This is a genomic window from Tautonia sp. JC769 (assembly GCF_040717455.1).
In the GTDB taxonomy this organism is placed as follows: Bacteria; Planctomycetota; Planctomycetia; order Isosphaerales; family Isosphaeraceae; genus Tautonia.
On record NZ_JBFEFH010000018.1, the window covers coordinates 95,903 to 120,484 of the forward strand.

The window sequence follows — 24,582 nt, forward strand, 5'->3', positions numbered from 1 at the left end:
TCGGTGACCGCCCGGCGGCCTCGGCGTCGAAGGCCGAGGGCCGGCACCCGCCATGGGGCTCGGGGCGATCGTACCGGCGTCGCGGCGGCGACGGATCAGGTTGTAGACCCAGGGGAGACTGACGCAGATGCGGCGGGCGATCCGTTCCCGCGTCTCCTCGACACGGCCTCAGGCGGCGATGACCCGCCGCCTGAGGTTCTTTGAATTGAATTAAACGGTTGCTCACGTCCTAATTCTCAAATCATTCGGAGGTGACTCCTGTGCAGTGAGGGGAATCTGCCCCGAGCGGCCGGCGGGGAACGGTCAGCCGGTGATCTTGATGTCAAGCACGACGAACTTGCGGGCGCCGGTCAGGCGATCGTAGAAGCTGTACGCCGCGGAGAAGTACCGGCCATCGGGCCGCGTCTCGAAGACTCGCAGGGGACCGTTGCGGAACTCGACCGAGATCGGGTACTCACCGAGGCTGTCGGCGACGTTGCCCCTGAACGTGAAGGTATTGGAGGGCCGGGAGATGGCCAGCGGCACGGTCGGGGTGAGTGTCAGCCCGGTCGTCCCACGGGGCTCGAGCCTGTCGATCAATACGAGGCGAGACGGATCGTCGATATTGACTTCGTTCTCCAGCGTCCGCTTCCCGGCCACGTGGACGGGCTGTGTGTCGCTCAGGATGCCGTTCGAGAAGCCGCGAATCTCGACGTTTTCCGCGTAGACGGGCGTGGCGACCTTGACGTCGACCTTCAGTCCGACGCTCCCGCCCCATCGCTTGACGGGGACGGTATTCACCAGTCGGATATCCCGGAGCGTGAGGTTCCGGGTATAGGAGAGGTCCATGCCGACGGCGACGTTCCAGGCCGTGAAGCCTTCGATCATGTTCCGGGCGTTATGCCGGACTTCCCCCGCCCTGCCCATCACGTCGAGCACCCATAAGCCCGTGTTGGAGGCGGAGGCCGTGTTGTTCCGAAACTGGGTGATCGGGATGTGTGGTGCCGGGATCATGCCACTGCCGTACGCGCTGGCAAGGTAAGGGTCTTGCAGCCGATCGGCCGGGATACTCAGGGTCGGACGACCCGACCGGACGCCGAAGGAAAAGCCGGCGAACCGCTGGCCGGAGGCGAAATTGTCCGTGACCTCGACGTTCGTCCCCTGAAACCAGAACCCGTGGCCCGCATGGCCGAAGTCGTGGATGCCCACCCGGGATTTCTCCCGGGCACCGCCGTCAGTGCCCGGAGGGCCCCCGATCGACTTGATCGCGAGATTGCGTCGGAACGCCCCGATCTCGTCACCGTCCTCCGTGACGAACGCCGCGCCCGTCACGTTGTACGCGAAGTTATCTTCCATCACGACGTGACTGCTGTGGTTGACATACCCCCAGCCGGGGCTGTGAGCCAAGGCGTTGCCGAACAGGCGACCGGGCTCGGCCATCGGGTCGTGGGCATAGTGATGGAAGTGGACTGCGTAGCGTCCCCTGGGGTTATCCCCCGTGCCGGGCACCAGGCTCCCGCTCGAATCGAGGGTGGGGTCCGTCACGTCGATCCGCTTGTCAGTCCTGCCGAGCGTATCGAACGAGGCGTAGCCCACGCTCACAGGGCTGCGGCCCATAAACATGATGTGCCCGCGGCTGTCGATCTCGCCGCTCTCAGAGGTGAAAATGACGTTCCGGGTCATGTTGGCCACCTGGATGGGGGTCGCCTCACTGCCCGGCAGGTGGTCGTATCGGAGGGGATCGATATAGACGAGCCCCCCCTTGATCTCCCGGATGGTCCGCTCCTCCTCCTGGCCGAACTGGTTGCCGGCGATGACCAACCGATCGCCGGCTTTCCAGTTCTCGGGGACGCTTGACAGGGCGAGCATCGTGTCTCCCCGGAAGGCGGGCGCCCCGAGGCTCAGGTACGGGGTCGTGGTCGCGCCGTGGACCTTGACCGTGCCGTGCGAAACAAGGCCGCGGCCGATGAACATCGGGTCGAGTCCCGGGTCGATCGGGCCGTAGTTCGCGAAGGCGATCGTCGCCGAGACATCCGACGCGACCGGATTGTCCTCCGTGCCGATCTCGAGGGTCCCGGTCCGGGCGACGGTCAGCGTATCCACGATGAGCCTGGTCGTTTGGTCGGTGGCGAATTGCAGCTTCCCTTCCACGACCAGACGCTTAATCGCGTGGCACGCGACGGAATCGTAGGTGACGGTCACGCCCTGCGGGATGGTGACGTCGTCCGTGTCCCCCGGGACGGCACCATCGCGCCAGGTCTTCGGGTCGGACCAGGCACCGTCGCTAACCGCCAGGCGATGTGAGGCGTGGTCGACTGGATGACAATGGCCGTGTTCCCCTCCGAGGCCCTCTCCCTCGCAGTGAGCCTGCGGGTCCGTCTGTTGACTCGATACGCGTAGGGTGCTCGCTTCCGACAGGCGGGCACCGGCCCAGGCGGCGGAGTCTTTGAAGCGGCCATCGCCCGCGTCGGTAACGATCATCTCCAGGAGATGCTTGCCCGTGACATCGACGCTGATTGACTTCGTCGTCGACCCGCCCGTCATCGTTCCGGAGTCGAAGAGCTTTTCGTCGTCGGCCCAGATCTCGAAGGTCACCGAGCCGCGGTTACCGACCGCGTCGTCGACGCCCATGTCGGTGGTGAAGCGACTGAAGCGGCCGTCGAGCCCCAACTCGATCCGCGATGGGGCGGCCACGCCGAGCCCCTTCGCGTATTCGCTGCCATCGAGCGTGATCGGACTGCCGTCGACGGCCGTGTCCCGCTTGACCGACCCACTGGCATTGGTCGCCGAGATAAAGGGAAGGCTACTGACATACAGCTCGGCGGGGGGAGACGGATCGGCATGCGCGAGGTCGCCACATGTCAGGATTTTTGCATCAAGGCAATCGATGTTGGGCCTGAGCTTGCGGGCGGGCCTCGACTTCGGAAGCACAGACGATTTGGGGGTCATGGAGCAGGGCTCGAGGTCCACGGTGTGCGCTCCTCTGGCGGGTTGTCGGTGATTCGATGTAGGCATGTCGCCAGATCGATAGATCACGCCCCACCAGTTGTCAATTCCGGGTGCCGTTCCGATCGCACTTTGCCAGAACTGATGCCGGATCCACCGGATCACGAGAGCGGTTCACTCTGAAACGTAGCGGCCATCGTTGCGAACCTCGGGCCGAGGAGGGCGCGGAGGATGACTGCGTACTCGATGGACCTGCGGGAGCGGGTCATCGCCGCCCGCGACGAGGGCGATGAGACCCGCCCCGAGATCGCCGAGCGGTTCCGTGCCAGTTCGCCGCGGCCGTCGACCCCTCGGGGCAGGTGTTCCTTGACGAGACCGGCGCGGCGACGGCGATGGCCCGCCGCGATGGCCGCGCCCCGCGGGGCGAACGCGTCGACGCGGCGGTGCCGCAGGGCCATCGGGAGGCCGGTGACGCTGACCGCCGCGGTGCGGCTCGACGGCGTCGCCGGCCGCCTGGCCTTCGACGGGGCCACCGACGGGGCGCCGTTCGAGGCGTAGGTGGAGCGGTGCCTGGCGCCCGCCCTGCGGCCCGGCGACATCGAGGTGATGGACGACGTGGGGCCCACGAGGGGGCCGAGGTCGAGCGGCCGATCGGTGCAGTTCGGGGCCGAGGTGCGCCTCCTGCCGGCCTACAGCCCGGACCACAACCCGATCGAGGGGATGTCCGGCAAGCTCAAGGAGTTCCTGCGATCCGCCGCGGCGCGGACCGTGGCCACCCCGATCGATGCGATGGGCGAGGCCCTGCGATCGGTCACGCCCGACGACGGCCGCGGCTGGTGCGGTCATCGTGGATACCGCTACGCTCAAGAGTGAACCGCTCCAGCACCTTGCATCTGGCCCTCGGGACGGGCAATCATTGAGATGGGGTCTCAGTCTCACTCTGGAGGGCTCCGGGCGATCGACGATCGGGGCGGTGGCCGCAGCCGCTCCCCCGATGCTGTCGACGGCATGGTCATGCGGGGCGTCCGGAGGGGCCGGCAGCCAGGTCGCGAGCGATCCCCCCTCGGCGCCAGGGGAGGGCCTTGACGGTCGACCGGACAATTCGACGGGCCGAGTCCCCGGCCGCCGCCCGAGGGCCGGCGGCGGGGTCTCGATCGGTTCGGGCGGCGGCGCCCGAGATGCGAGCGGCGGGACGTTCGGCCCGGCCCCAGCGCACGTCGAGGGTCCTCGGTTGCGTCAGTCCATACAGAGTCAGATACTGATCCCGCTCGTCGTCATCCAGGCCGCGGCGACGTGCGCAACGACGCTGGCCACCGCGGCCCTCGCGGCGGGGCGGAGCGAGCGCCAGATCATCGACCGCCTGGAAGGCGTCGTCGGGGCCCTCGGGCGGGCGAACTTCCCCTATACCGAGGGCGTCCTCGCCCGGATGAAGGGCCTCTCCGGGGCGGAGTTCGTCGCCTATTCGGCCGATGGCCGGGCCGCGGCGACGAGCCTCTCGGCCCTCGACGGGGCGCCCCCGCCGCTGCACGAGATCGCCCGGACGGCCCGGCTCGACTCGCTCGGCGCCTCGCCGACGGCGCTCCTGGGGGGCATCCGCTACTTCGCGGTGGCGCTCCCGGCCTCGGGGCAGCCGAGGGCCGAGTCGCTGCTGGTCCTCTATCCCGAGACGAGCTGGAGGCAGGCCAGGTGGGAGGCCGCGACGCCGCCGCTGCTGCTCGGGGGCGGGGCCCTGGCGCTGATGGTGGCGGTCTCGGGTTGGATCGCCCACCGCATCAGCGGCCGGATCCGGGGCGTCGAGCGTCGGGTCGCCCTCATCGCCGAGGGCGACTTCGAGCGGCTCGACCCGGGCGAGGCGCAGGACGAGGTCGGCGACCTTGAGCGCTCGATCGACGCGATGTGCCTCCAGTTGTCGGACATGAGGCGGGCCATCCGGCAGTCCGAGCGGGCCCGCCTGATGGCCCAGCTCGGGGCGGGCCTCGCCCACCAGTTGCGGAACGCGCTGACCGGGGCCCGGATGAGCGTCCAGCTCCACGCGAGGCGCTGCGCCGGCCCGGCGGACGACCGCAGCCTCGACGTCGCCCTGAAGCAGCTCGCCATGACCGAGGAGCAGGTCAAGGGGCTCCTCTCGCTCGGCCGGGTCGAGGACCGCCCGCCCTCGGCGTGCGACCTCGGGAGGTTGCTCGGCGAGGTCGCGCTGCTCGTCGGCCCCGCGGGCGAACACGCGAAGGTGGCCGTCGAGGTCCGGGTCGATGGGGGGCCGCTCGGGGTGCTGGCCGAGGAGTCGTCGCTCCGGGCCGCCGCCCTGAACCTGGCCCTGAATGCGATCGAGGCCGCCGGCCGAGGCGGGATGGTGCGGTTGGAGGCGGGCCGGCGCGACGGGATGGCGGTCATCGAGGTCTCCGACACCGGGCCGGGGCCGCCGCCGGACCTCGCGGGGTCCCTCTTCGAGCCCTTCGCGACGAGCAAGCCGGAGGGGGTCGGCCTCGGGCTCGCGCTGGCCCGCCACGTCGCCGAGCGTTACCAGGGTACACTCTCCTGGGGCCGGGTCGGCCGCGAGACCCGCTTCAGACTGGCACTGCCCCGATACGGGGACTCCGCGAGGGATGACGCATGAGCCGGATCCTGATCGTCGACGACGAGGCGAGCATCTGCTTCGCGTTCCGCGAGTTCCTCGCCGACGAGGGGCACCGCGTCGACGTCGCCGCATCGGCCGAGGAGGGCCTCAGGCTCGCCGAGGACGGACCGCCCGATGCCGTCGTGCTCGACGTCCGCCTGCCCGGGATCGACGGCCTGGAGGCCCTCGCGGAGTTCCGGAGGCGCATCGGCCCGGTGCCGGTCGTGATCATCACCGCGTTCGGCGACCTCGACACCGCCGTCCGGTCGATGGAGGGCGGGGCCTTCGAGTACCTGGTCAAGCCGTTCGACCTGGACCGGGCCGCGGACGTCGTCCGGCGGGCCCTGGAGTTGCCTCGGGCCGACGGGAGGCCCGCCGGGGCGGAGGCCCCCGGCGACGCCGAGGCGCTCATCGGCACGTCGCCCGCGATGCAGGATCTCTTCAGGAGCATCGCCCTGGTCGCCCCGACGGAGGTGCCGGTCCTGATCACGGGGGAGAGCGGGACGGGCAAGGAGCTGGTCGCGCGGGCCATCCACCGGCACAGCCCCCGGCGGGCCGGCCCCTTCCTCCCGATCTGCCTGGCGGCGCTGAGCCCGGGCCTGGTGGAGCGGGAGCTGTTCGGCCACCTGAAGGGGTCGTTCACCGGCGCCGACCACGACCGCAAGGGGCTGCTGGAACTGGGCTCGGGCGGGACGGTCCTGCTGGACGAGATCGGCGACGTGCCGATGGACCTCCAGGTGAAGCTGCTGCGGGCGATCGAGCATCGCGAGGTGACGCCCGTCGGCGACGCTCGGCCCCGGTCGACGGACCTCCGGGTGATCGCCGCGACGAACCGCCCGCTCGGCGAGCTCATGGCGGCCGGCCGGTTCCGCGAGGACCTGTTCTTCCGCCTGAGCGTCTTCCACCTGCACCTGCCGCCGCTCCGCGAGCGTCGGGGGGACATCCCGTCCCTGGCCGGGCATTTCCTCGGGATGTCCCGGGTCTCGGGCGCCGCCGATCTCCGCTTCACCGGGGAGGCCCTGGACGAGCTGCGCTCGCGCCCCTGGGCCGGGAACATCCGCGAGCTGCGCAACGCGGTCGAGCACGCGGCGATCGTCTCGCGGGGCCAGCCGATCCGGCCGGAGCACCTCCCGTCGCCTTCCGGCGGCCCGGGGCGGGCGTCGACCCCGGCGGCGGGAGCGATCGAGCCGCTGCTCGCCGAATGGGCCGGCCAGCAGGCGGCCCGGCTCCTCGACGAGCCGGGCGAGTCGGCCCTCTACGAGCGGCTCCTGGAGCTGGCCGAGCCCCCCGTGCTCCGGGCCGTCCTGGGGGCGTGCCGGGGCAACCGGGCCCGGGCCGCCCAGGTACTCGGTATCCACCGGGCGACGCTCCGCCAGAAGCTCAACAAGTATGACGTGTCGTAGGCCGGGATGACGTTCGGGCGCGTAGCCCCCCGGCGGGCCGGGCTGGCCGGGTCGGTCATGGCGGGGGAGTCGTACCGGCCAGGGGCGGCCGGGGGGCGACGAAATTTCCGCCGCTCCCGGCGTCGAAATGTCCGCGGGATACCGGCGAGGGGCGTCGGAGGGCGGGGCGGGCCCCCGATCCGCTGAGAGTCGGGATGGACTGAGGCCGACCCGCGTCAGCGGCGACGGGCGGGCGGCCCCTCGGCCGTGGAAGCCTCGACGTCATCTGGGGTTGTGCCGAATCTTCGGCTGGTCGTCGTCCGGCCGACCGCCGGACTCCGGCCGACCGTGGCTCGTCGGGCCGGATCGAGATCGACGTCGTGAGGGCGGGTGCTCGACGCCGACCGCCCCGACGGCCCGCCGTGTGCAAAGGTCGGACGCCTCCCGCAGAGCAGGCCTCGTCCCATGCGCCGGCATGTCCTGGCGCCCCGATGGGGCCCCGACGCCGTCGGGCGGCCGGTCCCCGCCCCGGCGGCGGCCTCCCGGGCCCGGGGGTCCGGGTCCGGTCCCGAGAGAAGGAGCATCCGTGAGCGAAGCGACAGAGACGGAAAGGTCGGCCTTGCCCCTGGTCGCGGAGGGCCTGACCAAGCGATTTCGCCAGGGGACATCGACGGTCGAGGCCCTGAAGGGGGCCTCGCTGGCGGTCGGGCCGGGTGAATTCCTGGCGGTGATGGGGGCCAGCGGCTCGGGCAAGAGCACCCTGCTGCACCTGATGGCCGGCCTCGCCCCGCCGGACGAAGGGAGCGTGACCATCCGGGGGACCGACCTCTCGGCCCTCTCCGACCGCGCATTGACCCTCTTCCGCAGGAGGAACATCGGCCTCGTCTTCCAGGCGTTCAACCTGATCCCCGCCCTGACGGCCGAGGAGAACATCACCCTGCCCGTCGTCGCCGACGGCCGGGACGATTCCGAGGTCGCCGATCGGCTGGAATCGCTCCTGGCCCGCCTCGGCATCGCCGGGCGTCGCCGCCACCGGCCCGACGCCCTGAGCGGGGGGGAGCAGCAGCGCGTGGCGATCGCCCGGGCCCTGATCGCCGACCCGGCCGTGGTCCTGGCCGACGAGCCGACCGGGAGCCTCGACTCGGCCACCGGCCAGGAGATCTGCCGCCTCCTGCAGGAGCTCTGCAACGAGCAGCGCCGCACGATCGTCGTCGTGACGCACGAGCCGACCGTGGCCGCCTGGGCGGGCCGGGTCGCGGTGGTCAAAGACGGCCGCATCCTCTCCGAGTTCGCCACCTCCGGGTTCCGCGACTCCCACGCGCTGGCGGCGCATTATCAGGACATCGTCAGCGTCTCGGCGGCGGCCGAGGGGGTGGCGTCGTGAGGCCGATGCTCAGGCTCCTCCTGGCGAACATCGCGCTCCGGCCCGCCCGGACGGCATTGACGGCCCTGGCCGTGATCGCCTCCTCTTGCATCGTGGTCTGGGTCGTGAGCGGGTACGACGCCCTGATCGCCCGATCGATCGACGAGGAGGCGGCCGAGGCCCTCGGGCGGTTCGACCTGGTGGTCTCGGCCGACGGCGGCGGGCCCGGGGGCGGTCGCCGTCCCGGCGGGCCCGCCGCCGTCGGGCTGCCACCCGACCTGGTCGCGGCGCTCAAGGAGGACGATCGGGTCGCCGAGGCGAACCTGACGACCCGGTCGCGCGTCTCGGTCGGACGGGCGGCGCCGGGGCCGGACGCGGGCGCGGGGCCCATGGCCAGGCTCTTCCGGGACGACCGGCCCCCGGTCCACGGCATGCCGCCCCTCGATCCCCCGCTGATCGGCACCGACGCCGCCGAGCCGCCGTACGAGATGGTCGCGGGCCGTTGGATCGACCCGGCCGCCGGTGGGCGCGCCGAGGGGGTCCTGAGTGCCGATTTCGCCGAGGGGCTGGGCGTCGGCGCGGGCGACGAGGTCTCGGTCGTCTCCGAGGTCGGCGAGTGGACGGTCACGCTCGTCGGGGTCGTCGAGCAGCCCCGATCCGGCGGCGCCGGCCCGGGCGGCGGGGCCGACGCCCAGTCCGGCCTGTTCGTCCCGCTGGCGATGGCCGAGGAGATCGACGGGCACCCCGCGAAGATTACCCGGATCAACCTCGCGCTGGAGGGTGGCATCGACCCGGCGTCGTATGGCGAGGCCTTGTCCGGGAGGCTCTCGGGCCTGGGAGTCCCGGCCGCCGTCGCCGACCTCGGGGCGATCCGGGGGCGGATGGCCGCGGGGCTGTCGCGGTCGGGCAGCCGGGCCCTGGCGTACTCGGCCACCGGGATCGCCCTGATGGCGGCCCTGTTCATCATCTTCACGACCCTGAGCATGGGCGTGAGCGAGCGGGGCCGGGAGCTGGCCGTCCTCCGGGCCGTGGGGATGACTCGGGGCCAGGTGGCCGGGATGGTCGTGCTCGAGGGGCTCGCGCTGGCGGTGCTCGGCTGGGCGGGCGGCCTGGCGGCCGGGCGGGGCCTGCTGGCCGTCGTCTCCCGGGCCACGCCCGGCCTGTTCCCCGACGGGGCGGCCCTCGGCCCCTGGTGCGTCGGTCTGACGGCCGCGGCGGCCGTCGGCGGCGCCCTGGCGGCGGCCGTGCTCCCGGCCTGGCGGGCGGCTCGCGTCATGCCGCTGGACGCGATGACGCCGCCGCGGGCCGTGCCTCCGTCGCGATGGGGCGTCCCCGCGGGCCTGGCGGGCCTGGCCCTGCTGGCGATCAACCCGGTGCTCACCCATGTCCTGCCGATGGGCGACTCGGCCCGGGCCTGGGCCTACGCCCTGGTCGGCTACCCCGGCATGGTGCTGGGCTTCGTCCTGCTGGCGCCGGCGGCCATCGTGCTCGTCGAGGGGGCGGCCGGCCCTGCGGTGGCCCGGCTGCTCGGGCTGCCGCCGAGGCTGCTGGCCTCGATCCTCTCGGCGAACCTCTGGCGGACGCTCGGCACGACGGTCGCGCTGACCGTCGGCCTGGGCCTCTACGTCGCCACCCAGACGTGGGGCTACTCGATGCTCGTCCCGTACACCCCGGGCGACTGGGTGCCCGAGCTGCTCGTCGGGTTCGAGCCCTCGGGCCTGCCGGATGAGCAGGTCGGCCGCGTCGGGCAGGCCGACGGCGTGACCCCCGGGCGCTGCCTGCCGATGGCCGTGGAGCAGCCCGGCCTGGTCGATCGGGTCGAGGGGCCGGGCAACTCGATCCTGGCGCAGGACAACGTCGTGCTGATCGGCCTCGACCCGGCCCTCGCCTTCGGCGGCGACGACCCGATGATCGCCGCCGAGTTCACCGACGGCGATCGCGCCTCGGCCCTGACGAAGCTGGAAGCCGGCGGGGCCTGCCTGGTCCCCGACCACTTCCTCGACTCGACCGGCATGGCGCCGGGGGACACCCTCGAACTGGTCCCGCCCGGGGGGCCGCCCGGCGCGGTCGTCGGCTACGAGATCGTCGGCGCCGTCTCGCTGCCCGGCTGGCACTGGATGACCAAGATGACCGGCCTCCGCCGCCGGTCGACCCGCACCGCCGCCCTCGTCTTCGCCCCGATCGCCGACGTCCGCCGCGACTTCCGGGTCGACCGGGTCAATTTCTTCTGGCTTGAGGCGGACGGCTCGGCCTCTCCCGAGCAGGTCGAGGCCGAGATGCAGCGGATCGCCGAGCAGCACGGCGAGACGACCTTCCATGTCGCCGGCGTCGGCGAGGTGACCAGCCGGCGCCCCTACGCCCGTCTCACCGCCGCCGGGGCGGTGCGGGCCGGCATCTCCGACCGGGCCGACGACATGATCTGGGGGATGAGCCAACTGCCGCTCGTCACCCTGCTGATCACGTCGCTGGCGGTGGTCAACACGATCGTCTCCTCGGTCCGGGCCCGGCGTTGGGAGCTGGGCGTCCTCCGGGCGACGGGGACGACCCGGGGCGGCCTGATCCGCCTGATCCTCGCCGAGTCGATCCTGATCGGCCTGGTCGTCGGCGCGCTGGGCCTGGCCTTCGGCGTGATGGCCGGCTGGTGCGGCACCGGGATGGCCCCCTCCATCCACCGATTCGGCGGGATGAGCACGCCGCTGGTCCTCCCCTGGGCGAGGATCGCCCTGGGCCTGGCGACCACGCTGGGGCTCTGCCTGCTGGCGGCGGCCTGGCCGGCGATCGCCGCCGGGCGGTCCGAGCCGCTCGCGCTCCTCAAGGCCGGCCGGGGCGCGGCATGACCCCGCCTCGGCCGATCGCGTCTCCGACTTCCCTCACGTCCCTTTCCCCTCGACAGGATGACCCAGACGATGAACGCGACACGACGGACCTTCCTCGGACTCGGACTCGGACTCGGTGCGGCCGGCCTGGCCGCCTTCCACGCCCGGCCCGCCGCGGCGCTGGGCCGACGGGACGCCGACCCCGCCGCCTTGATCAACAAGGGGGTGGCCTTCCTCCGCCAGCGGCAGGGGGAGGACGGCAGCTGGTCGGGCGACCGCAACGAGCCGGGGATCTCGGCGCTGGCCGTCACGGCCCTGCTGCGCTCCGGCAGGGTCGTCGTCGACGACCCGATGATCGCCCGAGGGTTGGCCTATCTCGAGCGGTACGTCGACCCGGAGGGCGGGCTCGCCGGGGCGCCGCATTCGGTCTATTCGACCTCGGTCGCCCTGATGGCCTTCCACGAGGCCAACAGGGCGGGCCGGTACGACGCGGTGGTCGAGGGCTGCCAGGCCTTCCTCAAGGGCTCGCAGTACGACGAGGGCGAGGGCAAGTCTCCGGACGATCCGTATTACGGGGGCCTCGGCTACGGCGGCGGCGACAGCCGCCCCGACCTGTCGAACACCTCGTTCATGATGGAGGCGTTGCACGACAGCGGCCTGCCGCCCGACGACCCGGCGTTGCGGAAGGCGCTGATCTTCGTCTCGCGCTGCCAGAACCTCGACAGCGAGTTCAACGACCAGCCCTACGCCGACAAGGTCAACGACGGCGGCTTCATCTACACCGCCGGGGCCGTCGCCCCGCCCCCCGGCCGCGCCGGCCGAGGCCGCGAGGGGGAGGCCGCCCGCGCCCGAGCCGAGGCCGCCGCCGACCGCGAGGCGCTGGGCGGCGGCATCCGGTCGGCCGCCGGGATGACCTACGCGGGGTTCAAGAGCATGATCTACGCCGGCCTCGAGGAGGACGATATCCGCGTGAAGGCCGCCCTCGACTACATCGCCCGCAACTACACCCTGGAGGAGAACCCCGGCTCGGGCCAGCGCGGCCTGTATTACTACTACCTGATGTTCGCCCGGGCCATGGCCGCCCGAGGCGAGGCCACCTTCACCGACGCCGGGGGCACGGTGCACGACTGGAAGGCCGAGCTGGTCGATGCCCTGGGCCCCCGACAGCAGGAGAGCGGCGCCTGGGTCAACGCCGACGACCGCTACATGGAGGGCGACCCGAACATCGTCACCTCGTACGCACTGATGGCGCTGGCCGCCCGTTGAGCCGACGCCCGGAACCAATCGGGCGATCCCCGGACCCGGCCGTTGACAGAGGGCCCGGGGATCGCCTACCATCGCCGCACAACACTGAAACTGAGTCTCAGTTCCTCTTGCCTCCCGCCTCCCTCTCGGCCTGGTCCTGCCGCGAGGCCCCCCATCCCTTGCCTGAAGATCCCCATGAAGCCCCGATCCCCCCGCCCGGCGTTCACGCTCATCGAGTTGCTGGTGGTCATCGCGATCATCGGCGTGCTGATCGCGTTGCTGTTGCCCGCCGTCCAGGCCGCTCGAGAGGCGGCCCGACGCGCGCAGTGCACCAACAACCTGAAGCAGCTCGGCCTGGCGCTGCACAACTACGCGTCGTCGTTCGACACGTTCCCCAACAACGGCTTCTCGATGCCGAACAGCTACCCGAGCGACTATTCGCCGCTGGCCCGGCTGCTCCCGTTCATCGAGCAGGGCAACCTCCAGGATGCGCTCAACTTCGAGATCTACATGGGCCACCCGGCGTTGAACGACATCCCGGCGGCGCTGCTGACCGTCGCCGGGGTGCCCGTGGAGACGTTCCTGTGCCCGAGCGATTCGGGCGAGCCGGTCCACGACCTGGCCATGCCCTCGGGCGCCGTCATGCCGATCTCCGGGAGCAACTACGCGATGAATTCGGGGAGCGGCCTGGACGGCGCCTTCCACCCCGGCATCGGGACGCCGAACGACGGGCTCTGCTGGGTCGACGCGAGGATCCGCTTCGCCTCCCTCCGCGACGGGACGAGCAACACGCTGGTCTTCACCGAGTCGATCATCGGCCCCGGCGGCTCGCCGCCCTCGACGTCGGGGCCGCCGGACTTCCGCCTGTACCGGGCCTCGACCTCCTCGGTGACCCAGGCGGATGCGGAGCGTGCGGAGTCGGGCGGGTTCGCCGCGATCAGCTCCCTCGTCACCGGTTGGGACGGCACCCGGCAGCACAACTGGCTCCGCGGCAGCATCCCGACCGGTCCGCTGCTCAACGGCCGGCTCACCCCGAACATGAAGGTCCCGGACCTGATCCGGGGTTCCTCGAAGATCACCGCCGCGCGGAGCTGGCACAGCGGCGGGGTGAATGCCTGCCTGGCCGACGGCAGCGTCCGGTTCGTCAAGGACACGGTCGACCGGAGGGTCTGGCACGCGTCCTGGACCCGCCAGGGGGGCGAGGTCGCCACGATCAGCAACGAGTGAGCGACCGCGGCCCCGACACCGGCACGCGAGTGCCCGCCCCGCCGCCGAGCCCGCGATGCCGAGCCGCCCCGATCGGGCGAATCGCCCGGCGCCGGGGCATGCCCGACCCCGGATGCCGGCGGTCGCCGGCGGACGCCGGGGTTCGCCTCGCCGGATCGACCCCGAGAAACATTCATGCACATTCCGTCCTTTTGCGTCCCCATGGCGATTTCGACGACCCTCGCGCTCGCGGCCGCGGTCACGCTTGCCCGGGCGCCGGAGCCGCAAGAATCGGCCGGGCCCCCGGGGCCGGTCGGCGTCCCTCCCGCGTCGGATGCCGACGTCGTCGGGCCCCTGGGGCCCCCGGTGACGATCCCGGGGACCGAGCAGTTCGACCTCCGGTCGGAGTCCGGGCTGGAGTACCGCATCTTCGTCGCCGGGCCGACGGGGGAAGTCCCCGGGCCGGGCTCGCCGGTCATCTACCTGACGGACGGCAACGGCGATTTCCCGGTGCTCCTGGCCGCGGCCCGTCGGCAATCGCGGGAGGGGCTCGGGGCCGTGGTCGTCGGCATCGGCTACCCGAGCGACGACCGGGCGGTCCAGCTCGATCGCCGGGCCTTCGACCTCACCCCGCTCGCGTCGGGCCCGCCCCCGGAGGGGTTCCCCCGCTATCCCTCCGGAGGGGATGACCAGTTCCTCGAATTCATCGAAGGCGAGCTCAAGCCGGTGATCGAGCGGAGGTACAGGATCGATCGCGGCCGGCAGGCGCTCTTCGGCCATTCGTTCGGGGGCCTGTTCGTCCTGCACGCCCTGTTCCGCAAGCCGGGCTCGTTCCAGGCTTACATCGCCTCCAGCCCGTCGGTCTGGTGGGACGACGGCCGCATCCTGGCCGAGGCGGACGCCTTCGCGAAGGAACACGCCGGCGAGCGGGTCGAGGCCCGCCTGATGGTCACCGTCGGGGAGCTGGAGCAGGCGTCGGGGCCGGGGCTCTCCGGGGAGGGGGCGGGGACCCAGGCGCGTCGCCGGTCGGCGGGGACCCCGGAGGAGCTCGCGGCGCGGCTGGCGGCCCCCCGGGTCGAGGGCCTGGGCGTGACGTTCCTCGAATTCGACGGGGAGACGCACGGGTCCGTCCTCCTCCCGGCGGCCGGCCGCGCCGCCCGCCTCGCGATCGGCGGGGAGTGATCGCCGGGGTGCCCCGCAGACCGTCCGCCCGATCAACCGCAACGGCAACGGGGGAATCCGGTCCCTCCCTCGGCCATCGTCGCAGCAACGAGTCCATCCCATGTCCGAAGTTTCTCCCGAAGTCGCCCCGGCCACCCTCGCGGGGGATGCCCCGCCCGATCCTCCCGCCGAGTGGGCGACGGCCGATCCGAGGCCGGCCCCGACCTCGGCGGCGGGCCGGCTGTACGCGGTCGTCTGGCGGTGGCACTTCTATGCCGGCCTGATCACCGCCCCGATCCTCTGGGTGATCACCCTCACCGGCGCCCTCTACGTCTTCCGCACCGAGCTGGCCGCCTGGCGAGACCGCCCGCTGCTGGTGGTCGAACCGCAGGCGGGCCGGCTCGGCTACGACGCCCTGCAGGAGATCGCCGCGCGGGCCCTGGGGGCCGACCGGTTCGACGCGGTCGCCTTCACCGGAGAGCCCGATCGGTCCGTCGCCTTCGTGGCCGAGCAAGGCGGGGGCGGCGACCACGGGGCCGAGCACCGGCACCGCCGGGTCTTCCTCGACCCCTACACGGGCGAGGTGCTCGGGTCCCGGATCGACGAGGAGGACTTCTTCGCGGCCGTCCTCTCGCTGCACCGATCGCTGATGATGGGGACGAAAGGGCGGGTCCTCGGCGAGCTGGCCACGAGCTGGGGACTCATCCTGCTGGCGACGGGCGTCTTCCTCTGGTGGCCGAGGGGCAAGTCGAACGTCGGCGTCTGGGCCCCCCGGCTGCGGGGGAAGCCCTACGCCGTGCTCCGGGACTGGCACGCCGTCGCGGGCGCCTATCTCGTCCCCGCGACGGCCATCGCGGCGGGCACGGGCCTGTTCTTCTCGGCCGTCTGGGGGACGGGCTTCAACACGACCGTCCAGAAGGCCGGGCACTGGGCGCCGGCCTGGTTCTCGGACGCGCCGTCCGCCCCCCCGACGCCCGGCGCCCCGCCCGCCTCGCTCGACCGACTGGTCGCGACGGTCCTGGAGCACATCCGGCCGGGGGACGAGGCGACGCTGGCCCTGTCCCCCTCGCCCGACGTCGCCCACAAGGCCTGGCTGATCCGGGACGACGACAAGAACACCTATCGGATGGTCAGCGTCGACCGGTACTCGGCCCGGGCGATCGAGGTGGTCGACGCGGCCGAGCTGCCGCTGCTGTACCGCGTCCGACTCTGGGCGGTGTCCATCCACATGGGGAAGATCTTCGGGACCCCGACCAAGATCCTCGCCCTCGTCGCCAGCCTGGCCCTCTTCGGCCTCTCGGCGACGGGCGTCTGGATGTGGTGGGTGCGACGCCCCCGGGGCCGATCCGGGTTCCCTCGCCGGCCGCCGCCCCGCAGCCTGCCCCGTTGGGGATGGGCCGTGCTGGTCGCGGCCGGGGCCCTCATGCCCGTCGCCGGCGCCTCGATGATCCTGGTCGGGGCGCTTGATCTCGCCGGCTCGACGATCCGAAGGCGGATCGGGTGACGGCCGGGGGTCGGAGATTCGATCGGGGCCGAGGGAGGAGGCTCGGGGGGGCCGGTCCGTTCCGCGACGATCAACCCGGACGATGGCGTCGCGCAACGGGGCGGGCATCGAGCAATCCCCGGGCGGCTCTCGCCGCGATCGAGCGTGCCCCGGCGCGGCGTCGGCGGAGCCCCCTCGCCCGCGTCGGCTCCGCCCCGGCCCGGGATCGATCCGAGGTCGACCACCGGCGGGGTGTCCGCGGACGACCGTGAACCCCGCGATCGTCATGCGTGGGGACGTCCGAGGAGCGGGCCGAGGCGCCGTCCGGCCGGGTGAGGGCGCCTCGGGCTTGAGCCCTCGCTCGCCTCGTCTCGGCGCGACCGGGTTTGCGTGAGAACGCGTCGGCGGTCACACTGGGGGGGAGCCTCGCGTGAGGGGTCGACCCGGGGCTCGGCGTCCGGTCCGGTTCTCCCGGGCAGTGCGCGGGGCAGGATCATGTCCGACCCAAGCGAGGGGGGAGCCCGATGGAGTCCCCGCCCACCAGCCCGGGAGATTGCGGCCGATGCCGTTGGAGATTCCGACGCGAGACGAGTTGTACGTGCGGTATGTGGACCAGTTGCCCTACGAACCCTACCCCGTCCAGGACGCCGCGCTGGAGGCCTGGTTCGAGTCCGAGCAGGGGGTCCTCGTCTGCGCCCCGACCGGCACGGGCAAGACCCTGATCGCCGAGGCGGCCCTCTTCGAGGCGCTCCATACGGGCAAGCAGGCCTACTACACGACCCCTTTGATCGCGCTGACCGAGCAGAAATTCCAGGAGATGCAGGACCGCGCCGTCGAGTGGGGGTTCCGCCGCGAGGACGTGGGGATGGTCACCGGCAGCCGCAAGGTCAACCCCGAGGCCCCGGTGCTCGTCGTCGTGGCCGAGATCCTCCTGAACCGCTTGCTCAACCGGTTCGACTTCTCCGGCGTGACGGCCTGCGTCATGGACGAGTTCCACAACTTCGCCGAGATCCAGCGCGGGATCGTCTGGGAGCTGTCGCTCGGCATGCTGCCGAGCCACGTCCGCCTGCTCCTGCTCTCGGCGACGGTCGGCAACTCGGCCGAGTTCGTCAACTGGCTGGCGAGGCAGCACGACCGCAGGATCGCGGTCGTCGAGGGCACGGAACGCCGGGTGCCGCTGACCTACGAATGGGTGCCCGACCTGTTCCTCAACGAGCAGCTCGTCGCGATGGCGGCCGGCGACGAGCAAGGACGCCGGACCCCCGCCCTGGTCTTCTGCTTCGACCGCGAGGAGTGCTGGAGCGTCGCCGAGAACGTGATGGGCAAGGACCTCAACATCTCCGACGCGCAGAAGAAGGAGCTGCACGACCGGGTCAACGCGATCGACCTGGGCCAGGGGGCCGGCCCGAAGCTCAAGCGATTGCTCCACCGGGGGGTCGGCGTCCACCACGCGGGGCTCCTGCCGAAGTATCGCCTGGCCGTCGAGGACCTCTTCCAGCGCAAGCTCCTCCCGGTCGTCGTCTGCACCGAGACGCTGGCGGCCGGCATCAACCTGCCGGCGCGCTCGGTCGTCCTCTCGTCGCTGGTCAAGGGCCCCTTCGGGGCGAAGAAGCTGGTCGGCTCCAGCATCGCCCACCAGATCTTCGGCCGGGCCGGCCGCCCGCAGTTCGACGACCGGGGCTTCGTCTACGCCATGGCCCACCCCGACGACGTCGACATCGAGCGGTGGCGGGTGAAGTACGACGCCATCCCCGACGACACCCGAGACCCGGGCCTGTTGAAGGCGAAGAAGGCCCTCAAGAAGAAGCGGCCGAGGCGACGCGAGACCGAGCAGTACTGGGTCGAGGGGCACTTCAACCAGCTCCAGGCCGCCCCGCCCGGCAAGCTCTACAGCAAGGGGCCGCTCCCCTGGCGGCTGCTGGCGTACCTGCTCGAGGTCTCGCCGGAGGTCGAGGGCATCCGCGCCGCGGTCCGCAAGCGGCTGATGGACGACCCGCGGATCGCCGCGGGCGAGAAGGCGCTCGACCAGATGCTGCTGGCGCTGCACGACGGCGGGTTCGTGACCCTCGACCCCGAGCCCCCGCCCCCCCCGGAGCCCGGCCAGCCCCCGACGCCCTACACGCCGACCCTGGCCCGGCCGATGCCCTCGCTGGGGAAGCTGCTGGCGTTCCGGAGCATCCACCCCCTCTACGGCGCCTTCCTGACGGGGCTCCTGCCCGGGGCCGACGCCGACGAGCGCGTGCAGGCGATGGAGAGCACCCTGGAGATGCCCGGCCCGGTCCGGAAGCGGCTCCGGGTCCCGCTCAGGCTGCTGGAGTCGGGCGCCCTGGCCGGCTCGTTCCTCGACGCCGAGCTGATCCAGCGCGGGCTCATGGCCGCGCAGGTCGAGGAAGACGAGGAGGAGGAGGACGACCGGCCCGAGTGGGAGAAGCGGCCACCGAGCCTGGCGGAGAAGCTCCGGCTCTACTTCGACCACCGCTACCCCGACATCGCCGACGTCCACTCGCACCCGATCTGGTGCGTCGGGGAGCTGATCGCCTACGACGGGAACTTCAACAAGTTCGTGACGAGCGTCGACCTGACCAAGCAGGAGGGGATCGTCTTCCGCCACGTCCAGCGGATGATCATGCTCTGCGGCGAGTTCGAACGGGCCTGCGCCCTCGACGTCGACTCCGGCCCCACCTCCTCCCCCTCCGACTGGCGGGACCAGTTGCGCGAGCTGGCCGCGAGCCTGACCGAGAGCTGCCGGGTCGTCGACCCGACCAGCACCGACCAGCTGATCGCGAAGATCGGCGAGCCCGACATGATCGATGCCGAGGCGGCGAGGCTCGCCGGCGGGTCGACCTGAGGGCGGACGGGCCCGATCGCCTCCCGCCCGGCTCGTCCGCACCAGTTCGACACGTCCCGGAGGAGCGGGCCGAGTTCGCGTAAAATCGGACTTTCTCGTCCGATTAAAGGCGGGTATCCTGGGGAGTTGCCCGTGGGTCGGGAGTCCGGGGCGTCAGCTCGACATCCGTCCGACCCGGCCCGAGCCGTGAGGAGGATCCCCCGATGGCCCTGAACCATGCGAAATCCGGAGAGGTGATCGACGTGCGGCCCCTGGGCCCGGCGCTGGCCGACGCCAGGACCACGACCCTGGTCAAGGCCGAACACCTGGAGGTGCTGCGGCTGGTGCTCCCGGCGGGCAAGGCGATCGCCGAGCACCGCGTCCCCGGCCCGATCACCGTTCATTGCCTCGAAGGCCGGTTCGCCTTCTCGGCCCTGGGCGAGGAGCGGGAGCTGGAGGCGGGCCGGATGCTCCATCTGGAGGCCGGCGAGCCGCACGCCCTGCGAGGGATCGAGGACGCCTCGCTGCTGGTGACGCTGGTCCTGGGCAAGGGCTGAGTCGGCCTCCGGGCGCTCGGTCCCGCCCGCGACGGCGGGGGCATCCGGGCGCCCTCGGGGAGGGGAGGAGTCGGATCATCGGGCCGATCGGCCGGGCATCATCCAGAGCCGTTCGAGCAGTTCCTCCATCTCGGGGTCGTGCCGCCTCAGTTCCGAGCGGACGAACGGGTAGAAGTCGTTGGTGCCGAAGAACGCCTCGGTCGCCTCGGCGAAGTATTCCATCGGGTTGACCAGGGCATAGGCCCGCTCGTCCTTGCCGTTGATGTGGAGCACCGAGTCGTAGCGCCCCTCCTCCCCGGCCCGCTCGAAGGCGCCCTTGATCGCGGCGTTCTCGAAGCCGCCGTCGAGGAACCGGTGGTGGTAGCCGTGGGCCAGTTCGTGGAGCACCATCCAGGGCTGGGCCAGCGTCCAGTCGAGGAAGTTGCGGGCATCCGCGACCTCGACGCACCCGGCCTTCTCCGGGTTCATGCCGTGCTCGCGGAGCCATCGGGCGTCGGGATGGTAGGCCATGCACGGGTGGTTCGGCTCGTCCTCCTCGACCCAGATCCGGATGAGCCGGAGCGTCTCGACGGCCTCGGCGGGCACCCGACGGACGATCTGATAAAGCTGGACGCGGAGCAGTTCCAGCGTCCGGCCGGCCAGTTCGGGATGGTCGCCCAGGAAGCCCTCGTGGACGAGCACGGTCCAGCCCTCGATGTCCCGGACCTCGTAGCACGAGGTCGGGGGGTAGGGAGCAGGTCCTTCCTCGGCGTCGGCCTGGGCTGGCAGCGTGAAGGGGCCGAGGACGAGGACAAGTTTGACGACTCGAAGCGGGTGATCCATCCGTCGGGGCATCGCAATGATCTCCTGGGAGTCACGCATTGACGGGCCGGGTTCGTGGTCGAGCACTCCGGGCGGCGTCCTGGCCGGGCCGCGACCTCGGAGGACCGCGGGCACGAGCATCCTCGTCGCCGCGACCAGCGAAGCGATGTCGATGGATTCGCCCGAGCGCGCGTCAGAACGGAATCAGCCTCCGGAACCCGTGCCCCAGGACGACCGGGTACAACGCCAGATCCGCCGTGGCGGAAGACCGGGGCACCGGGCAGGGCTGCCCTTCGCCGGCATGGGCCAGGCATGCGGCGAGGGATCGCAGATGGCTCGGCCGGCGAAGCCGAAGGCCGAGGGGGTGATTCACATGGACGCGAGGGGATGCGGCTGGGCCGGGAACGACCCGGCGGTCCGCGACCACGACGAGGAGTGGGGCCCGCCCGTCCGCGACGACCCCCGCGGGTTCGAGTTCCTCATCCTCGGAGGTGCCCAGGCCGGGCTCAGTCGGGACACCATCCTCGGGAAACAGGACCAGTCTCGGGCGGCGAGGCGATCGGCCCGATCGGATGCCGCCCGCCGACGCCTGATCAATCGAGCCGCTTCACCTGGATCTTCCGGACCGAGAAGGGCTGCCCGTGGTCCTGGATCGCGATCCGGCCCGCGTCGGCGAGTTCCTTGTCGGCGGGCTTCTTCTCCTCCAGGTCGAGGTCCTGGACGAGCGTGCCGTTGAGCAGGACCTTCAGGTGGGTGCCGACGAGTTCGACGGTCATCCGGTTCCACTCGCCCGGCTCCAGGCAGGCGTTGGCCAGCGGGGGGGAGGTGGCGATGACGCCGCCCATGTCGTGATGGGTCAGCGGCCCCTCGTGCCCGTAGTTATCCAGGAGCTGCACCTCCCACCCGTGGGCGGTGGCGTCGGACGCGTCGCCGATCCGGAAGTAGAGCCCGGAGTTGCCGCCCGGCTCGTACTTGAACTCGAAATCGACCGCGAAGTCGCGGTATTCGCCGGGCAACCACAGGTAGGAGCCGTAACGTTCCCACCCTTCCTCGCCCGGCCGGGGCACGAGGTCGAGCGAGCCGTCGGGGCGGATCAGCCAGTTCCCCTCCGTCTCGATCGCGTCGAGGTCGCTGCCGTCGAAGATGACTTCGAACCCCTCGGCGGGGAAATCCGGGTGGGTCAGTCCCCGATCGGCCTGGCAGGCGAGGGCGGGGCCGAGCCCGAGGGTGAGGGCGAGGAGGGAGAGGCTGAGCGGGGTCATGGGGGCGGCCTTTCGGTGTCATTGAGGACGGTTGCGCCATCTCGGGGCAGTATGAAGGCCGGGGCCCGGCGGGGCAAGACCGCGGCCCCGGCGATCGGGCCGTCGATCATCCGAGGTCGGGCCGACGGTCCCGAACCGAGTTGCCACGGCGGGTGTCCTCTCGACGGGCCCGGCCTGCAGGGGCGTCGGGAGGGCCGACGCGCCGAGGGGTCGGACGCCGGGATCGGGGCCTCGGTTCGAGGCCCCGACGCCATGACCTTGCACGGGGCATGGGGCGTCGGGGATCATCGCGTGATGCGAGGCCCCGGGCCCGCCCCCGGTGTCGTGAGCCAACCCGGCGGGTGCGGTCCCCCCCGGATGCTCAAGCCCACCGAAGCGGGCAGGTCCATCGAGGTCGAGGCGAGGGCACGGGATGCTTCTGACGATCACGACGACCCACCGGCCCGCCACCGACCTCGGCTACCTGCTGCACAAGCACCCCGGCCGGTTCCAGTCCTACGACCTGAGCTTCGGCCAGGCGCACGTCTTCTACCCCGAGGCGTCCGATGGGCGCTGCGCCGCCTGCCTGCTGCTGGACGTCGACCCGGTGGGCCTCGTCCGGGGCAGGGGGGGCGACGGCGGGGGCGGCTCGCTGCTGGCCCAGTATGTCAACGACCGGCCCTACACGGCCTCCTCGTTCCTGAGCGTCGCGATCGCGCAGGTCTTCGGCTCGGCCCTGGGGGGCCGCTGCAAGGACCGCCCCGACCTGGCGACCGCCCCGATCCCGCTGGAGGCCCGCATCGACGTGCTGCCGGTCCGGGGGGGCGAGGCCTTCCTCCGGGCGGTCTTCGAGCCCCTCGGCTACGCCGTCGAGGCCGAGCGGCATCCGCTCGACGAACGCTTCCCCGAGTGGGGCGAGAGTCCTTACTTCTCCGTGACGATCGCCGGGGAGACGACGCTCGCGGACCTGCTGACGCATCTGTACGTCCTGATCCCCGTCTTCGACGGCCAGAAGCACTACTTCGTCGGCGAGGACGAGCTGGAGAAGCTGCTGGCGAAGGGGGGCGGCTGGCTGGCGAGGCACCCGCAGAAGGACGAGATCGCCCGGCGCTACCTGCGGTTCCGCCCGAGCCTCTACCGCCAGGCCCTCGCCCGCCTGGTCCAGGAGGAGCAGCCGGCGGAGGCCGGCCCCGAGGGGGACGAGCGGCCCGCCGACCGCGCCGAGGACGCCCTGGAGCGCCCCCTGAGCCTGCACGAGCAGCGGATCGGGGCCGTCCTGGCGGCCTTGCGGGCGAGCGGGGCCAGGCGGGTGCTCGACCTCGGCTGCGGCGAGGGCCGGCTGCTCCGGGAACTGCTCAAAGACAAGCAGTTCGAGGAAATCGTCGGCATGGACGTGTCGATCCGATCGCTGGAGAACGCCCGCGACCGCCTGAAACTCGACCGGCTGCCCGAGCGGCAGGCGGCCCGCATCAGGCTCATCCACGGTTCCCTCATCTACCGGGATCGTCGGCTGGAGGGGTTCGACGCCGCCGCCGTGGTCGAGGTGGTCGAGCACCTCGACCCCCCTCGGCTCTCGGCCTTCGAGCGGGCCGTCTTCGAGTTCGCCAGGCCCCGGGCCGTCGTGCTGACCACGCCCAATCGGGAGTACAACGTCACCTGGGAGGGCGTCGGGGCCGATCGGCTCCGGCATTCCGACCACCGCTTCGAGTGGACCCGTCAAGAGTTCCGGGACTGGGCCGAGCGGGTGGCCGGGCAGCACGGCTATCGGGTCCGGTTCCTGCCGGTCGGGCCGGTGGACGAGGCGCTCGGCCCGCCGACGCAGATGGCGGTGTTCGAGCGGGATTGAGCAGGGCCGAGTGAGGTGACTTCCGGAGGGCCGCAACTATGGTGGACTCATACCGCCTGGGATTGAGGGACGCCGCGACCCCTGGCGCCCGCATGGACGCCCTCTGTGAATTCGTCGAGTTCTGGCTCGGGCCGCGTCAATCATCCTACGGCGAGTCGCCCCGAGCCTTGAGCGAACGGCCCTTGCCGATGCCACTGGCGCTGCTCTACGAGTTCGCCGGGCGGTGGCCTCATCGAGAGAATCGAGGTTCGATCGGGAAGTTCGCGGTCCCCGCATTCTCGCATCAGGACAGTCTCAGGCCGCTCGCCGCGATTACGGACGCGGAGGACGGCAAGATCGTCTTCCTGGACGAGAATCAAGGAGTCTGGGACTGCCGGACGCTCTCCGAGGGGGAAGACCCGCCGGTCTGGGCCAACGGTGACCAGTGGGACGAGGACGGGAGCGTGTTCAGCGGGGAGCGGCTCGTTTGCGAGTCCCTGTCCCGGTTGCTCGTGACATTCGTGTTGCAGGAACTCTCCTGCGGTGCTCGGATATGCCTCAGCGACGATGGCCTGGGGGAACGGTTTGCATCGGAGCGGGATACGTCGGTCCCCGTCTGGCTGGAAGGCCCCTACGTCTACGGGAGCGAATCCAACTTCTTCCTTTGGCGAGGCGTGCTCGTCTCGGAACTTTGGGGCATGACCATGTTCTCGGCGAACCACGACGAGGCCATCGCATTCCTCGAAGAGAATCAGTGGCCGATCGACGAGATCAGCCTGAGTTGGGAATCCTGGCGCCTTGACATCCATGCGGACGGATCGGCTTGCCTCCGATTCCTGAAGGAGTGGATCAACGAACACGCCCCAACGCCCGTCGGGACCTTCGAGTTCCCCGATTTGCTCTCAATGCTCATCGAGAGAGGATCGGACGAGGGCGTCTACGAGCGGGACGCGATGGCGTTCTTCCGCCGGACAGGGCAGTCCGGCGGAATCCCCGTGACGTACCTTCACGATGCCGGGCTGGTCACCTCGCTCTTTCGACACGCCCTCGAACGGGCGATTGAGCCCAACCCAACGCTTCAGCAACTCTTCAAGACCAAGTGGCCGATCTGATCAGATTGCGAACCCGACACGATC

General features: G+C 71.4%; 17 protein-coding genes and 1 pseudogene. 15 read left to right on the forward strand and 3 right to left on the reverse strand.

Going from position 1 to position 24,582, the window contains the following annotated elements; genetic code table 11:
* Positions 1-303 precede the first annotated feature (303 nt).
* A complete protein-coding gene (locus tag AB1L88_RS17685; RefSeq protein WP_367098007.1) occupies positions 304-2,928 on the reverse strand; it encodes an NPCBM/NEW2 domain-containing protein in 2,625 nt (874 codons plus the stop codon).
* Positions 2,929-3,156: 228 nt separating this feature from the next.
* On the opposite strand from AB1L88_RS17685, the gene AB1L88_RS17690 reads away from it, so the two are divergent.
* From AB1L88_RS17690 to AB1L88_RS17745, 12 genes are all read left to right on the forward strand, one after another.
* The gene (locus tag AB1L88_RS17690; RefSeq protein WP_367098008.1) at positions 3,157-3,483 is read left to right on the forward strand and encodes a hypothetical protein; all 327 of its coding nucleotides are present in this window, start codon (positions 3,157-3,159) and stop codon (positions 3,481-3,483) included.
* Positions 3,484-3,798, forward strand: coding sequence for a hypothetical protein (locus tag AB1L88_RS17695; protein WP_367098009.1), 315 nt, complete (start codon positions 3,484-3,486; stop codon positions 3,796-3,798).
* Between the two features lie 358 nt (positions 3,799-4,156).
* A complete protein-coding gene (locus AB1L88_RS17700) occupies positions 4,157-5,539 on the forward strand; it encodes a HAMP domain-containing sensor histidine kinase (protein WP_367098010.1) in 1,383 nt (460 codons plus the stop codon).
* A complete protein-coding gene (locus tag AB1L88_RS17705; RefSeq protein WP_367098011.1) occupies positions 5,536-6,942 on the forward strand; it encodes a sigma-54 dependent transcriptional regulator in 1,407 nt (468 codons plus the stop codon). The genes AB1L88_RS17700 and AB1L88_RS17705 overlap by 4 nt, the downstream gene beginning before the upstream one ends.
* Before the next feature lie 565 nt (positions 6,943-7,507).
* Positions 7,508-8,305: an ABC transporter ATP-binding protein gene (locus tag AB1L88_RS17710; protein ID WP_367098012.1), complete on the forward strand. Its 798-nt coding sequence runs from the start codon at positions 7,508-7,510 to the stop codon at positions 8,303-8,305.
* A 5-nt stretch (positions 8,306-8,310) separates the two neighbouring features.
* On the forward strand, positions 8,311-11,121 hold the full coding sequence (locus tag AB1L88_RS17715; RefSeq protein WP_367098013.1) for an ABC transporter permease: 2,811 nt from the start codon (positions 8,311-8,313) through the stop codon (positions 11,119-11,121).
* Between the two features lie 69 nt (positions 11,122-11,190).
* Positions 11,191-12,366 carry a prenyltransferase/squalene oxidase repeat-containing protein gene (locus AB1L88_RS17720; protein ID WP_367098014.1) on the forward strand — a complete coding sequence of 392 codons (1,176 nt, stop codon included), beginning with the start codon at positions 11,191-11,193 and terminating at the stop codon, positions 12,364-12,366.
* Between the two features lie 174 nt (positions 12,367-12,540).
* The gene (locus AB1L88_RS17725; RefSeq protein ID WP_367098015.1) at positions 12,541-13,572 is read left to right on the forward strand and encodes a DUF1559 domain-containing protein; all 1,032 of its coding nucleotides are present in this window, start codon (positions 12,541-12,543) and stop codon (positions 13,570-13,572) included.
* A gap of 174 nt (positions 13,573-13,746) precedes the next feature.
* The gene (locus tag AB1L88_RS17730) at positions 13,747-14,733 is read left to right on the forward strand and encodes an alpha/beta hydrolase-fold protein (protein ID WP_367098016.1); all 987 of its coding nucleotides are present in this window, start codon (positions 13,747-13,749) and stop codon (positions 14,731-14,733) included.
* A 100-nt stretch (positions 14,734-14,833) separates the two neighbouring features.
* The gene (locus AB1L88_RS17735; protein ID WP_367098017.1) at positions 14,834-16,216 is read left to right on the forward strand and encodes a PepSY-associated TM helix domain-containing protein; all 1,383 of its coding nucleotides are present in this window, start codon (positions 14,834-14,836) and stop codon (positions 16,214-16,216) included.
* Between the two features lie 541 nt (positions 16,217-16,757).
* Positions 16,758-19,043: a DEAD/DEAH box helicase gene (locus AB1L88_RS17740; protein WP_367098018.1), complete on the forward strand. Its 2,286-nt coding sequence runs from the start codon at positions 16,758-16,760 to the stop codon at positions 19,041-19,043.
* Positions 19,044-19,246: 203 nt separating this feature from the next.
* Entirely contained in the window at positions 19,247-19,579 is a 333-nt protein-coding gene (locus AB1L88_RS17745) for a cupin domain-containing protein (RefSeq protein ID WP_367098019.1), read from the forward strand.
* 75 nt (positions 19,580-19,654) lie between these two features.
* Here the strand turns inward: AB1L88_RS17745 and AB1L88_RS17750 are convergent, their stop codons facing one another.
* A complete protein-coding gene (locus AB1L88_RS17750) occupies positions 19,655-20,413 on the reverse strand; it encodes a hypothetical protein (RefSeq protein WP_367098020.1) in 759 nt (252 codons plus the stop codon).
* A gap of 340 nt (positions 20,414-20,753) precedes the next feature.
* Between AB1L88_RS17750 and AB1L88_RS17755 the strand changes: the two are divergent.
* A pseudogene (locus tag AB1L88_RS17755) lies at positions 20,754-20,930 on the forward strand (DNA-3-methyladenine glycosylase I); the annotation flags it as partial.
* A 43-nt stretch (positions 20,931-20,973) separates the two neighbouring features.
* Here AB1L88_RS17755 and AB1L88_RS17760 read toward each other — a convergent pair.
* Positions 20,974-21,642 carry a DUF1080 domain-containing protein gene (locus AB1L88_RS17760; protein ID WP_367098021.1) on the reverse strand — a complete coding sequence of 223 codons (669 nt, stop codon included), beginning with the start codon at positions 21,640-21,642 and terminating at the stop codon, positions 20,974-20,976.
* 412 nt (positions 21,643-22,054) lie between these two features.
* On the opposite strand from AB1L88_RS17760, the gene AB1L88_RS17765 reads away from it, so the two are divergent.
* Positions 22,055-23,467, forward strand: a complete 1,413-nt coding sequence (locus AB1L88_RS17765; protein WP_367098022.1) for a 3' terminal RNA ribose 2'-O-methyltransferase Hen1 — start codon at positions 22,055-22,057, stop codon at positions 23,465-23,467.
* Positions 23,468-23,505: 38 nt separating this feature from the next.
* Positions 23,506-24,558: a hypothetical protein gene (locus AB1L88_RS17770; protein WP_367098023.1), complete on the forward strand. Its 1,053-nt coding sequence runs from the start codon at positions 23,506-23,508 to the stop codon at positions 24,556-24,558.
* Positions 24,559-24,582: the final 24 nt, after the last annotated feature.